The following is a 13124-nucleotide window of genomic DNA, read 5'->3' on the forward strand; positions in this document are numbered from 1 at the left end:
GCCTTTCAAGAGATTCTCAGGAACGGCGCCGGGGCTAGAACCCGAAGGAGTTGTGCGGCTCGGGGTCGGTGCGGAACATCCGGTGCAGCTGCCCGAGTGCCCCCTCGGTGTGTGCGGTGACGCGGCCGGCCCAGGCCAGGTCGTGGGCGGAGGCGCCGCCGAAGTAGAGCGAGCCGAGGGCCGCGGTGGTGACGGTGAGGTCGGGCCGGCGGTCGGTGGCGGTGCAGCTCGCGGCGGCGCCGTCTGCTGCGTGGAGCAGCCAAGTGCCATTGTTGGCCGGGCACATGAGGTCGTCGTCGACGGCGATGGCCAGCTCGCCGGGGGAGTCGTAGGAGCGCCGGGCCAGGGCAGCGGGCACGTCGAGCAGGCGGGCCCAGAGGTTGTCCGACTGGCGGGTGACGCGCATCGCGCGCGGGTTGGCCAGCAGCCAGCGCAGTGGTTCGTCGCGCGGGCGGGCGGGAGCGACGACGCGCTTGGTGAGGTCGAAGTCGAGCAGCAGGGCCCACAGGGCGCGGTAGGCCGCCGGATCGGTCGCCTCCAAGGCCTCGACCACGAGCGTGCCCGCGTCGGCGGCGGTGGGGGACCACGGCAGGCGGAACCGGGCCAGACCGTCCACGGCGCCGTGCCGGTCGCGGTGGACCAGGTGGCGCCAGGCGCCACCGGTGCCCTCGGCGCCGTCCGAGAGCCCGTCCCACTGGTCGGACAGCGGAGTGAGTTCGCCGACCCGGCGGGCCCGGACCTGGGCGTGCAGGGCGGGCCAGAGCCGCCTGGCCTCGTCCGCGCGGATCAGCTCCAGCGAGCCGGGGTCGGGTGCGGCGGGCAGCAGGGCGGCCTGGTGGCGGTCCAGCTCCCAGCGGGTGCGGTGGGTGGCCGGCGAGTAGCCGTACCGGCCGTAGATGCTGCCCTCGCTGGCGCTGAGCATCGCGAGCGGCTCGCCCCGGCGCAGCGCGGCGTCGAACATGGCCTGCATCATCCCCCGCAGGTGGCCGCGCCGGCGGTGGGTGGCGAGCACGGCGGTGGAGGTGACACCGGCCATCGGGACGGCGGCTCCGCCGGGGACGGTCACCTCGAAGGAGATGGTGGCCGAGGCGCCCACGCACTCGCCGTCGGTGAAGGCCGCGACGGGGTGGAAGGACGGGTCCTTCTCGTGGTCCAGCGCCCACAGTTCCAGCTGCTGGGCCGTCGCGGGGGCGCGCTGCGGGGGCCAGGGCTCGGGGCCGCCGTGCCAGGCGGCGTTCTCGGGCTCCCACTGCGGTAACCCGTTCGCGTAAGGCAGGACCCGGTAGTACGCGTGCATCTCGTCCCGTCGCGGCGGGCGGATCTCGGTGGCCATCCGGGTATCACACCCGCCGGCGCCGCCCTCGGCAACCGGTTTTCCGGCCCGGGGGTGGCTCCTGGTGCGGGTCGGTCCAGGCCAGGGGGTGTGGGCGTCAGTCGGCGGTGGCGAAGGTGCCGTGGGCGGGGGTGCCGCCGGGCCAGGTCCAGTTGGCGTGGAGGGTGGCGGCGGCGGGGGTGGTGGGGCGGAGGGTGCGGTTGAGGTGGACGGTGGGGGTGGTGGGGGTGCCCTGGACGGTGACGGTGAGGTCGGGGGTGTCGGACTCGTCCTGGTGCTGGGGGATCGCCTCGCCGTGCAGCAGGGCGAGCAACTGGGCCTGGACCACCGGGTCGTGGGCGCCGTCGTAGATCCAGCGGGTGCCGAGCGTACCGTGCTCGGAGGTGCCGAGCAGGGCCTCGGGTGCCGCGCCCTCGATCGGCTCGCCGCGGTAGCCGAGCGGCACCAGGTACGCCACCGGCTCCGCCGCGGCGGTGTCCACCACCACCATGATCTCGATCCCGACCTCGCCCGCCGGGTCGTCCAGCCGGAACCCGCCCGCCTTGGCCAGCTCGGGCTCGCCGGGGTGGCCCTGGTACCAGTCCTGCCGGGGCAGCCAGGCGGTGATCAGCTCAAGCTTGGTGGGGGTCATGGTGGTCTGGTGGATGGCGGCCATGCTGCAGTCCTCACGGGTGGGTCCGGTCCCGTCCTGCGACGGGTCGTCAGCAACATAGCGGAGCGGCGAGCGGGCGCCGGGCGGCGGGAAGCGGAAACGGATTGCACGGGCCGGGGTGGGCTGGGAACCTACCGTCGGGTTCACGGGGATGGGGGAGCTGTGGCGGCGGCGCGGTCGAGGGGCGAGTTGGCGGCGGCTTATGCGCTGCCCCCGTATCGGCGGGTGGCGGCGCCGGTGGTGCGGACGCCGCGTCAGGTGGTGCTGGACGTGGTGCTGCCCTGGCGGCTGGCGCGGGTGGTGTACGGGCCGTACCGGTCGATGCGGGTGAGTGCGTCCGGGGTGACGGAGACGGTCGGGGCCGGGCTGTTCGATCCGTACGCGCGGCCGATCGTGACGGAGGTGGTCGCCGAGACGGTGGACCCGGTGGTGGAGCGGCTGTTGACGCCGCGGGCGCTGCTGGGACTGGGGATCCTGCTGCACCTGGTCCGGTTGGTGACCGGCACCTGGGCCTCGAAGGACCTGCTCGGCGCGGTGTTCGGGGAGGACGGCATCGTGATGATGCTGACCGGGCCGATCGCGCTGGTGCTGGGGTGTGTGCCGCTGATCGCGTTGGCGTACCCGGGCACGCGGGGGCTGGTGGCGCGGTCGGTCGCCCGGCCGCTGCTGGTGGGGCTGATCACGGTGGCGGTGTTCATCGGGATGGTGGAGGCGGCGGACCAGTCCTCGGAGCTGGCCGCCACGTTGGCCGGTGTGGTGATGCTCTGGTTCGGGCCCTTCTACCTCTGTGTGATCTACCTGGTGCACCGGAACAACTTCGCGGTGCGGGCGCACCCGCTGGCGCGGCCACTGGTCGCGGTGCCGCTGGTGTGGCTGACGCTGCTCGGCCACGTCACGCTGGTCGACACGAAGGCACCTGGTCCGCACGGGGCGGAACTGGTCGCGCTGCTCGCCGGGCCGGTCGGGGTGACCGTGACGGCGGTGATCGAGGTCGTGCGGCTGCGGACCCGGCACGGGGTGGGGTTCCGGGGGCCGCTCGGAGCCGGGCGGGGGGCGGTTCCGCCCGGCCCCGCGTGAACGGTCAGCAGGTCGCGTCGGAGCGGGGTTCTACCGGCGTCCGCGCCGCTCTCAGGAGGCTCACGTACTGCCGGACGCGCAGCACGTCGTCGGGGAAGCAGCTGTCCCAGCCCTGGTCCAGCCGCGTCCAGGCCGCCGGCTGGCCGGGCTCCGCGGTCAGCGGCGCTCCCGGGTCGCCGATCGCCGCGTAGGAGATCGACAGGGTCGCCGGCAGACCGGGAAGGAACGACCGCACCGTCACTGCGGCCGGCCGCTCGAGCAACTGCGGCCGCAGCCCGGTCTCCTCGGCCAGCTCCCGGGCGGCGCCCTCGCGCGGGCACTCCCCGGGCTCGACCTCGCCGCCCGGCGGGACCATTCCGCGTACCGGGTGCCTGACCAGCACGATCTGCTCCAGGGCCGGATCCAGGACCCACACCTCGGCACCCAACGGCGGCACGGGCCGGGCCAGCGCAGCACGGAACCAGGCCCGGGCCCGGTCGAACTCCAGCACCGCGGCGGCGGTATCAGCGGCGGCGGCATCAAGGGGGCGCTGCTCGAACTGGCTACGGATCATATCGGCACGCTATCGAGCAGGACTGACAGTACCGCCTGGTTCCACTAACTCGTCTGTAGGTTCGAGGAGTTGGCCGGAGCGAGTGACAGCGGTCCGGGCAGGCCGGGAGGTCTGGCAGGATCTGCCCGAGCACCGTTTCCACTGGAGGCAGACCATGCGTACCGTCCCGGCCGAGCGGTGGGAGCAGCACTACGCCGGTGGGCTGTCGTTCAGCCCGCTGAGCGAGGAGGAGCGGGCGCTGATCGCCGAGCACGCGCCGGTGCCCGAGGGCGGCGGGCGGGCGGTTGAGGTCGGCTGCGGCACCGGGGAGTTGGCCGCGCACCTGGCCGCTGCCGGGTATCTGGTGACGGCCGTCGACCTGGCGGAGGGAGCTCTCGCGCGGGCCGGCGCGGAGTACGCCGAGGCCGGGGTGCGGTGGCTGCGCCTGGACGTGGAGCGGGACGATCCCGCCCCGCTCGGCGGCGATCCGTTCGATCTGGTGGTGTTCCGGCTGTCGCTGGCGTTCGTGCAGGACCGCACCCGGGTGCTGCACGCCCTCGGCCGTCGGCTGCGCACGGGCGGCACCGTGCTGGTCATCACCCCGCTGGTCGAGCACACCCCCGCCGCGAAGCGGCACATCGCGCTCGATGAGGACGAGATCGCCGCGCTCACCAGTGGCTGGGCGAGCGTGCGGCGGTTCGCCGTCGGCGAGTTGGCGGTACTGGTGCTGCGCGGGCCCGGCGCCGCGACGGTCGCGGCGGAGCGGGCCCTCGCGGTCACCGGCCACGCCGTCGCCGGGGCACTGGCGGTCGTCACCGACGAGCACGGGCGCGTCCTGCTCGGCTGGTCCGGCCGCGGCATGTGGGAGCTGCCCGGCGGGAAGCTCGACGGCGCGGAGCCGTTGGAGGCGGCCGCCGTGCGCGAACTCGCCGAGGAGACCGGGCTGCAGGCCACCGGTGCGGTGGTGGTGGCCGTGCTCACCGACGCGGCCCAGGGCACACCCCGGATCACCGCGGTGGTCAGGGTGACCGGCTTCACCGGCGAAGTCACCACCGCGGAGCCGGAGAAGTTCACCCGCTGGGAGTGGCACGAGCTGCACGGCCTGGGCAGCCTCGGCCCGGTGTTCGCCCCGGCCGCGCAGGCCCTGGACACCGTCTGGCCCGGCGTCGTCCCCGGCCTGCCGCCCGTCTCCCGCTACCCGCACGACACCCCGCCACCCGCGGTGCCGGGGGAGAGCCCGGAGGCGGTACGCCGCCGGGCGGAGATGGTCCGGGCCGTGAGCGACGGCGGCTGGGCGCCCAGCGCCGAAGTCCGGGCCGCGCTCGGCGCGGTGCCGCGTCACCGCTTCGTGCCCGAAGCCGGGCTCGCCGAGGCCTACCACCACGACCTGGCCGTGATCACCCGGCGCGACGGACACCAGCGGGCGACCAGCTCCGTGTCGGCCGTCTGGCTGCAGGCGCGGATGCTCGAGAACGCCCGGCTGCGCCCCGGTGCCAGGGTGCTGGAGGTCGGTTCGGGTGGCTACAACGCCGCGCTGGCCGCGCAGTTGGCCGGCCCGACGGGCGGGGTCGTGACCGTCGACCTCGATCCGTACGTGGTGCGCCGCACCAGGCGGTTCACGGCGGAGGCCGGCAGCGGCGCGGTGGTGGCGGTGCAGGGTGACGGCGCGCTCGGTGCACCGGCCGGGCTGGTGCCGCGCGGTGGGTTCGACGCGATCCTCGTCAGCTACAACGCCTGGGACATCGCTCCGGCCTGGATCGGCCAACTCGCGGAGGGCGGGCACCTGGTGGTGCCGCTGGAGATCCACGGGTACACCAGGGCGATCGCCTTCGAGCGGCGTGGTGACGCCCTGCACGCCCGGGACTGGACGTACTGCGGGTTCATCCGTGACAGGGGTGCGCTCGGCCGCGATGCTCCCGAAGTCGTGCTGGCAGACGGGGAGTTGCGGGTGCGGTTCGAGGACGGTGCGGTACTGGACGTGGATGCCGTGGTGTTGGAGGCGGCGCTGCGGGGAGAGCGGTTCGAGGTCCGGAGCGGGGTGACGGTCGCCCGCGAGGAGTCGTTCGAGACGCTGCAGCTGTACCTGGCCACCACCGTCCCCGGCTTCTGCCGGCTCGCGCTCGAACGGAGGGCGGACACCGGGTTCGCCGCCGTCGTGCCCGCCGCCGACGCGGCTGCCGTGCTCGGCTCCGGCTCGCTCGCCTACCTCACGCATGTGCCGGTCGGTGCGCCCTCGCAGTCGGTGGAGTTCGTTGCGCACGCCTTCGGGGAGGAGGGGGCCGGCCTCGCCGCGCGGCTGGCCGCCGCCGTCCGCATCTGGGACGGACACGTACGCGGTCGTGGCTACCCCGGTCTCGCCGTGCACGGCGCCGACACGGGCCGGACGGGCGGGCACGTCGTGAGCAAGCCGGCGAGCCGGTTGGTCTTCTCGTGGCCCACGGCGCCGTGACGACGGCGGCTGTTCGCCGGCTCAGGAGTCCTGGACGAGCAGCCTGCCCCGGGTACCGTCCTCGGACACGAAGGCGAAGGCTCTCGGTGATGCGCCGAGGTCGAGACGGAACGGTACCCAGTTGGAGTCCAGCTGCAGCAGGAGCCGCCAAGGGCCGCCGTCCGGCCACTCGTCGCCCTGGAAGAACACCGGTGTGCCGCCGATCTTGGCTCCGTCGACCAGCTCGAGGCAGCCGTCCCGGTCGGCGGAGGGCAGGGAGCCGGGCTCCTCGGTGGCACAGAGGTCGACGGTGAACTCCACCGCCGACCCGTCGTCACGGCTGTAGAGCCCCGGGCCGGTCGCCAGTCGGCGCACCGGGCCGGCGTAGTCCCCGCCCGGCTGCACGATCACCGCGTTCTCGCCGCCGTCGGGGTCGATGACGTCGGGATCGAAGAAGTCCTCCCCGTGATCGGGGTGGGTCACGAAGAGATAGGCCACCTTGCCGTGGCCAGGCGCCCCGAGGACCGGGCCCAACTCGAGCTGGCCGACGAACCGCATCGGCCGGTCCCAGGCCGCGCTGATCGGCCACTGCGGGCCGGCCAGCCACACTGGCTGGCCGCCGAACTTGGTGGTCGGCGTGGAGATCGGCCCTTCGGCTGTGGAGAAGCCCGTGATGCGCAGTGCTGTCGCCATGCCGGGCATCATGCCAAGCGATGACGACATCACGGCCGCGGGCATGCCCCGGTCCTGGCTGCGCGAGCCGCTAGGCCACTGGATGCGTTGGCGGAGCCGTTCACCTTCGTCGTCGATGCCCGCGGCGCAGGAGGTCAGGAGCCGTGCCGGGGCAAAGCGCTGGTGTGCGGTGGAGAAGTGTGGCTATGATCCCGAGCGATGAACAACTCCTCTGTTGACAGAATGGGGGCCCGGACCACGCAAGGTGAGTGCTGATGCTCACTGATGCTGTGGCCGAGGACTCCCGGCTTTCCTACTGGCGGCGTGTGCGCGAGTACGCCGTGCCGCCTTCGATGATCGAGACCGCCACCGCCCGACGCCTGGTCGGGGACTGGGGTGGCGCCTGCGCTGCTGCGGGTGTGGATGTCGATCTCGGCCTTGATGCCGTGCGCCGTGCGTACGGCCGGGCTCTTGTGGCGCAACTCCGGGCTGATCTCAGGGTGTTGGCTCCTGATCTGCTGCGCTGGAACCTGCCGCGGATGGCTCCGGACGGGCTGCTGCGCCCTGGAGTGACCGTCGCGCTGGCCCGCTATGAGACCGCGAGTGCCCGGCCCCTGCAGTTGGTGGCGAGGACCGCGCCCCGGGGCACCGGGCAGCGGATCAGCCTCGGGCTGTGGGGCGGGGTGGGCTCGCGCGGCGGGCCGCACCCTGAGCGGCGGTACCGGTTGGATCTGCACCGGCACCTCTGGGACGCGAGCCGGGCGCACGAGCTGCGGGTCAGGTCGGGTGTCGATTCGCCTGCTGCTGAGGCGAGTTGGGCCTCCGAACTGGTGCCGCCCGAGTGGGGTTGTGCCGTCGGCCGGTGGTCGGCCGAGGCGGCGTTGCTGCTGCGGGCGGAGGGCCGGCGCGGGGCTGTCGTCGTACGGCTCGGGGCCCGCTACCGCCTGGTGCTGGAGGTGGAGGGCGAGCCCGGGTTGCGGGTGGCGAGTGGCCGGGAAGCGGCCAGGCTGCCCGTGCTGCCGGAGGCCGCGATCTGGACGCCGCCGGATCTGGAGCTGCTGCGGGCCGGGCTGATCGAGCCGGGGCAGCTGCACCCGCTGGTGGCCTCGGCGTTGGCGCCGGGCTCCGTGCGGAGCTTTGGCGCGACGGACGCCCCCGGACCGCTGCGCGCGGTCGACTGCCGGGGTGCCCGGCACCACATCGGCCTGGTGGACGGGGTGTTGGTCGCGCTGGACCACCATCCGGACGAGATCCGCCGGGAGGAGCTGCTCGCCGCGCTGGGTGGGCCGCCGCTGCCCTGCCTGCGGGAGATCGACCGGGCGCACCGGCGGCCGGACGGGCTCGACGGGGTCCGCGAGCGGCTGGCCCACGGGGACACGGCCGGTGCGCTGGCCGTGGTCGAGGGTCTGCTCGGGCCGGAAGCCCTGCTGCGCAGCGGAGAGTTGCGCGATGCGCTGACGGCTGCGGCCGAGCGCCGGATCGCCTACGGCCTGCACCGGGCCGGTCTCGGGCAGCGGGCGCTGGAGCCGGCGCGGCAGCACCGGACGAGCCGGCGACGCGCCGAGAGACACCGCACCTCCTCCCGCTGAACCGATCCCCGCGTGACGGGCCTGCTCCCGCGCGCCGCGCAGCTGTGCGCGAATTCACTGAACTCTAATGATAAAAAAGGTGATTGACGTGCTGTCAGACATTGACGAGAAGAACGACCAGCTCGACGTCGCCGCCCGGCTGCTGGGCCTGCTGGGGCAGACCGCGACCGAGCCGCGCCCCGATCCGCAGCTGGCGGCGCTGACGCTGGCCGTGGCGGCCGACCTGCCGGTGCTGCTCTGGGGCGAGCCGGGGATCGGCAAGACGGCCGCGCTGACCCAGCTGGCCGAGACGCTCGACCTGCCGCTGACCTCGGTGGTGGCCAGTGTGCACGAGCCGTCCGACTTCTCCGGCCTGCCCGTGCTCGGTGACGATCCGGCCCGGCAGGGGGTGCCGATGGCGCCGCCGGACTGGGCGGTGCGGCTGGTGCGGGCCGGGCGCGGGCTGCTCTTCCTGGACGAGCTCTCCACCGCGCCGCCCGCCGTGCAGGCCGCGCTGCTGCGGCTGGTACTGGAACGGCGGATCGGCGCGCTGCGCCTGCCGCCGGGGGTGCGGATCGTCGCGGCCGCGAACCCCCGGGCCTCGGCCGCCGACGGCTGGGAGCTGAGCGCGCCGCTGGCCAACCGCTTCGTGCACCTGCAGTGGGTGCACGACCACGAGGTGGTGGTCCGAGGCCTGGGCGGGACGTGGCCGCGGGCCACCCTGCCCCGGCTCGACCCGGAGCGGCTGCCCTCGGCGGTGGCCCACGCCCGGCGTGCGGTCTGCGAACTGCTGGCCGCCCGGCCCGCGTTGGTGCATCGGCTGCCGAGCGACGAGACCCGCCGGGGCGGCGCCTGGCCCTCGCCGCGCACCTGGGAGATGACGCTGCGACTGATCGCCTTTGCGACCGCTGCCGACTGCGACCGTGACGTGCTCAGCCTGCTGGTGCGCGGCACGGTCGGGGACGGGCCCGGGCTCGAGCTGCTGGCGAGCCTGGACCGGATGGACCTGCCGGACCCGGAGACGGTGCTCGCCGATCCGGCGGGGGCCGTGCTGCCCGAGCGCGGGGACTTGCGCCAGGTGGTCCTCGACGGCGTGGTCGCCGCCGTCCGCAACCGGCCGGACCGGGCGCGCTGGGACGCCGCCTGGGCCGTACTGGCCCGGGCGCTGGAGACCGGCGCGCCGGACGTGGTGGTGGTCCCCGCGACCACGCTGGCCACGCTGCGCCAGGAGGGCTGGGACGTGCCCGGGACGGTGGAGCGGCTGGCCGGCGTGGTGACGCTCTCCCGCCGGGCCGACCGGTCGGCTGCCCGGGCGGCGGAGCGGGGTGCCGGCGTGCGGGTGGGCCGGTGAGTACCCGCACCGACGCCGAGCGGCTGGACGTCGGGAAGCTGTACGCCGCGCGCCTGCACGCGGCCCGCGCCCGGCCGTACCTGGCCACCGCGCTGTACGCACTGCGGACGGTCCCGTCCCGGTGGGTGCCGACCATGGCGGTGGACCGGCACTGGCGCTGCTACGTCTCGCCCGGCTTCGTGGACCGGACGGAGGTGGAGGAGCTGGCCTCGGTCTGGGTGCACGAGGTGTCGCACCTGCTGCGCGACCACCACGGCCGGGGCGACCGGGTGGCGCGTGAGCGGGGGCTGAACGACCGGGGCGACCGGCTCCGGCTGAACATCGCGGCGGACTGCGAGATCAACGACGACGCCTACGGGGACGGGCTGGTGCGCCCCGAAGGGATGATGCTGCCCGAGCTGCTGGGGGTGGCGGCCGGGCAGCTGATGGAGGAGTACCTGTGGCACGTGCGGCTCGGGCCGCATCTGGAGAGCATGGTCTGGCTGGACTGCGGGAGCGGCGCCGACGGGCTGGAGCGGGAGTGGGAGCTCGGGCCGGAGGGGGCAGACGGGCTCAGCGAGCAGGAGCGGGACGCCGTGCGCTTCCGGGTGGCACAGGGCATCAACGCCCGGCCGGGGGACGTGCCGCAGAGCTGGCGGCGGTGGGCGCAGGAGGCGTTCCAGCCGCCGCAGCCGTGGCGGGCGCTGCTGGGGGCGGCCGTCCGGTCGGCGCTCTCCGGCGCCGGGGCGGGGGAGGACTACTCGTACGGCCGTCCGGCCCGGCGGGCGGCCTCCCTGCCCGGCGCGGTGCTGCCCAGTCTGCGGCGCCGGCCGCCCCGGGTGGCGGTGGTGATCGACACCTCGGCCTCGGTGAGCGACGTCGAACTGGGCGGTGCCCTGCGGGAGGTGGCCGCCATCGTCCGGGCGGTGGGCGGGCGGCGGGACTTGGTGACGGTGCTCTCCTGCGACGCCGCCGCCCAGGCCGTGCACCAGCTCTGCCGGGCGGAGGGCGTCGCCCTGGTCGGCGGGGGCGGCACGGACCTGCGGACGGGCTTCGCCGCCGCGCTGCGGCTGCGGCCGAGGCCGGAGGTGGTCGTGGTGCTGACGGATGGTCAGACCCCGTGGCCGGCGGAGCGGCCGCCGAGCCGGACGGTGGTGGGGCTGTTCGCCCGGGAGCGGCCGCGGTGGCGGTACCCGGACGGGGAGGCGGAAGAGGAGTACGTACCGGACGGTCCGCCCGACTGGGCCCGGGTGGTGACCATCGGTTAGCAGGCGTGGACGGAGCGAGATGATCTAGGGCGAGTTTCGGTCAGATGTGCGGATCATGGGAAGCATAAGGAGGATCGGTGTGGTTGACGGAGCGTCAGGCTCCGCGGGGGCAGCTCCGGTTCTTTGCCACTTGGTCAAGCCTGTGGCTTGAATCGTTAATTGGCAGGTTATGCGGCATTCAAATCCATGGTGCAATGTCACATGCCAAATGGTTGGTCGGAGCCGCCGGCTGACCTGGCCTCACTTCAGGGAGAAACCCTCATGAAGCGACTTGCCCTCGTCGCGGCGGGTGCGCTCGGCCTCGCGGTGCTCGCGACCGGTCCGGCGTCCGCCGACACCACCACCACGGTCACCACCTGCGGTGCCGGTGGCCTCCAGTCGGGTCTGTGGACGAAGGCCTGTGTCGACATCACCGGCACCAGCGTGGTGGCCTGGGGCCAGATCGGCCTGGCCGGTCCGCCGAGCCCGGGCAGCCCGGAACTGCAGTGGCAGCAGCTCTACACCTCGCTCGACGCGAGCGTGGTCGGCGGTGCCTCGCTGGGCAGCTCCAACCAGTGGACCAACTTCAAGGCCTCGACCGTGCGGGTCGACGGCGTGTCCGGCACCGCCGCCTGCGGCAGCACCGTGCACGTGAACTTCACCGTCAACGGCCCGAACGGCTGGGGCCCGCGCACGGTCACCGCTGACGTCCCGGTCAACTGCTGACCAGGCGACAGCCAGGCACCACACGGCGCCGGCGATCGCTGACCGGGCACTGACCGGGCGCTGAACCGAGGGCGCGGGGGGGGTTGATCACCTCCCGCGCCTTCCGGCGTTGTGGGCGGTCCCGTGAAAAAGCGGATGACGCGGACGGCCGGAGTCATCTACCATCCGCCCATGGACTTCTCCGGGCCGCACTGACCGACCGTCAGCCCGCTGCCGCCCCCGAGGGTGGGCAGCGGCCACGGTTCGTCATGCCCGCGCGCGCCCGTCGAGGCGCGCCGAGACCTGGAGAGTCTCCCCATGCCACGCCCTGACCAGGGCAGCGCCACGTACCGCGCTGTCCTCGCACTTCCGCACGCCCGTCGCCTCTTCCTCGCCGCCATGCTCGGGCGGCTCTGCTACGGCCTGATGGGCCTGCCGCTGCTGCTCGCGCTGCGGGCCGACGCCGGCTCGTACGCCCTGGCCGGGACGGCGACCGGCCTGGCCGGGCTGGTCACCGCCCTGCTCGGGCCCGTCCGGGCCCGGCTGGTCGAGCGGCACCGCGCCGCGCTGCCCGTGCTGGCGGTCGTCTACGCCGCGCTGCTCGGCGCCCTGGCGCTCGCCTGCGCCGTCCGGCTGGCGCCCGTGCTCACCGCCTGCCTGGCCGTGCTGGCCGGTGTCTTCCCGCCGCCGGTCGGTCCGCTGATGCGCACGCTCTGGGGCCGGCTGGTCGCCGACGAAGGCCAACTGCAGTGCGCGCTCAGCCTGGACACCGCGGCCGAGTCCACCGTCTTCGCGCTCGGGCCGGTGCTCGGCGGGTACCTGGTGGTGGCCATCGGCGCCCCCGCCGCGCTCGCCGTGGTCGCGGCCGTGGTGCTGGTCGGATTCGGCCTGCTCACCCAGGCGCTGCGCGGCGCCGAACTGACGATCGTCGTCAAGCGCGGCGAGCGGCGGCGCAACCCGCTGCGCGGCACCGGGATCGGCTCGGCGGCCGTGCTGGTGCTCGGCGCGGCGGCGGGCCTGTCGATGGTCGAGGTCGGCGTGGTGGCGGCCTGGGGCACCGTGGTGGCCGGGGTGCTCGCGATGCTCTTCTCGGTCGGCGGCGTGCTGGGCGGGCTGCTCTACGGCCGCCGCCGCTGGCGCGGGGCGCTGCAGTACCGCCCGCTGGTGCTCGGCGCGGCGGGCGCGGCCGGCTACCTGCTGCCCGCCCTGCTGCACGCCCCGGCGCTCGCGGGGGCGGCGCTGCTGCTCGCGGGGGCCTGCTGCGACGTTCTGCTGGTCACCGCCTACCAGTTGGTGGACGCCCGGGTGCCGGAGGGGTCGCGGACGGAGGCGGGGGCGTGGATCAACACCGCGTACAACCTCGGTGCGGCCTTCGGTGCCGCGGTCGGCGGGGTGGTGGTGGACCGGGTCGGCCCGTTCGCCGTGTACCCGGTGACGGCCGGGCTGCTGGTGGTCTGCCTGGCGCTGAGCGGCGTCGCGGTGACGCGACGGAGGGTAGTCGCGCTGATACAGTGACGAAACAGTTCCGGAATGCGGAATTAGCATGTGGATGGCAGGGTTTGGCCGGTTCACAGGTGACC

At 74.3% G+C, this 13124-nt stretch carries 11 protein-coding genes; 7 read left to right on the plus strand and 4 right to left on the minus strand.

All coding sequences use genetic code 11. The features are described from left to right. Positions 1–34 precede the first annotated feature (34 nt). Both ABT095_RS18960 and ABT095_RS18965 read right to left on the minus strand, forming a co-directional pair. Positions 35–1333, minus strand: coding sequence for a GNAT family N-acetyltransferase (locus ABT095_RS18960; RefSeq protein ID WP_350530586.1), 1299 nt, complete (start codon positions 1331–1333; stop codon positions 35–37). A 97-nt stretch (positions 1334–1430) separates the two neighbouring features. Next, entirely contained in the window at positions 1431–1988 is a 558-nt protein-coding gene (locus tag ABT095_RS18965; RefSeq protein WP_350530587.1) for a maltokinase N-terminal cap-like domain-containing protein, read from the minus strand. A 159-nt stretch (positions 1989–2147) separates the two neighbouring features. Between ABT095_RS18965 and ABT095_RS18970 the strand changes: the two genes are divergently transcribed. After that, positions 2148–3062, plus strand: coding sequence for a hypothetical protein (locus ABT095_RS18970; RefSeq protein ID WP_350530588.1), 915 nt, complete (start codon positions 2148–2150; stop codon positions 3060–3062). Positions 3063–3066: 4 nt separating this feature from the next. On the opposite strand, the gene ABT095_RS18975 is transcribed toward ABT095_RS18970, so the two are convergent. After that, positions 3067–3615 (minus strand): NUDIX hydrolase, encoded by a 549-nt coding sequence (locus tag ABT095_RS18975; protein ID WP_350530589.1) that lies wholly within the window; start codon positions 3613–3615, stop codon positions 3067–3069. A 154-nt stretch (positions 3616–3769) separates the two neighbouring features. Here ABT095_RS18975 and fxlM point away from each other — a divergent pair, with 154 nt between their 5' ends. Beyond that, on the plus strand, positions 3770–6043 hold the full coding sequence (gene fxlM, locus ABT095_RS18980; protein ID WP_350530590.1) for a methyltransferase, FxLD system: 2274 nt from the start codon (positions 3770–3772) through the stop codon (positions 6041–6043). A 21-nt stretch (positions 6044–6064) separates the two neighbouring features. Here the strand turns inward: fxlM and ABT095_RS18985 are convergent, their stop codons facing one another. Next, positions 6065–6715: a YwqG family protein gene (locus ABT095_RS18985; RefSeq protein WP_350530591.1), complete on the minus strand. Its 651-nt coding sequence runs from the start codon at positions 6713–6715 to the stop codon at positions 6065–6067. A gap of 254 nt (positions 6716–6969) precedes the next feature. Here ABT095_RS18985 and ABT095_RS18990 point away from each other — a divergent pair, with 254 nt between their 5' ends. The 5 genes from ABT095_RS18990 (at position 6970) to ABT095_RS19010 (ending at position 13059) form a co-directional block, all read left to right on the plus strand. After that, the gene (locus ABT095_RS18990) at positions 6970–8283 is read left to right on the plus strand and encodes a hypothetical protein (RefSeq protein ID WP_350530592.1); all 1314 of its coding nucleotides are present in this window, start codon (positions 6970–6972) and stop codon (positions 8281–8283) included. An 88-nt stretch (positions 8284–8371) separates the two neighbouring features. Further along, entirely contained in the window at positions 8372–9613 is a 1242-nt protein-coding gene (locus tag ABT095_RS18995) for an AAA family ATPase (protein WP_350530593.1), read from the plus strand. Next, positions 9610–10860: a vWA domain-containing protein gene (locus ABT095_RS19000; protein WP_350530594.1), complete on the plus strand. Its 1251-nt coding sequence runs from the start codon at positions 9610–9612 to the stop codon at positions 10858–10860. The genes ABT095_RS18995 and ABT095_RS19000 overlap by 4 nt, the downstream gene beginning before the upstream one ends. A 261-nt stretch (positions 10861–11121) precedes the next feature. Next, complete coding sequence (locus tag ABT095_RS19005; RefSeq protein WP_350530595.1) at positions 11122–11565, plus strand: hypothetical protein; 444 nt, start codon at positions 11122–11124, stop codon at positions 11563–11565. Positions 11566–11862: 297 nt separating this feature from the next. After that, a complete protein-coding gene (locus ABT095_RS19010) occupies positions 11863–13059 on the plus strand; it encodes an MFS transporter (protein ID WP_350530596.1) in 1197 nt (398 codons plus the stop codon). Positions 13060–13124: the final 65 nt, after the last annotated feature.

The sequence above is a fragment of the Kitasatospora sp. NPDC002227 genome, assembly GCF_040296285.1.
Classification (GTDB): domain Bacteria; phylum Actinomycetota; class Actinomycetes; order Streptomycetales; family Streptomycetaceae; genus Kitasatospora.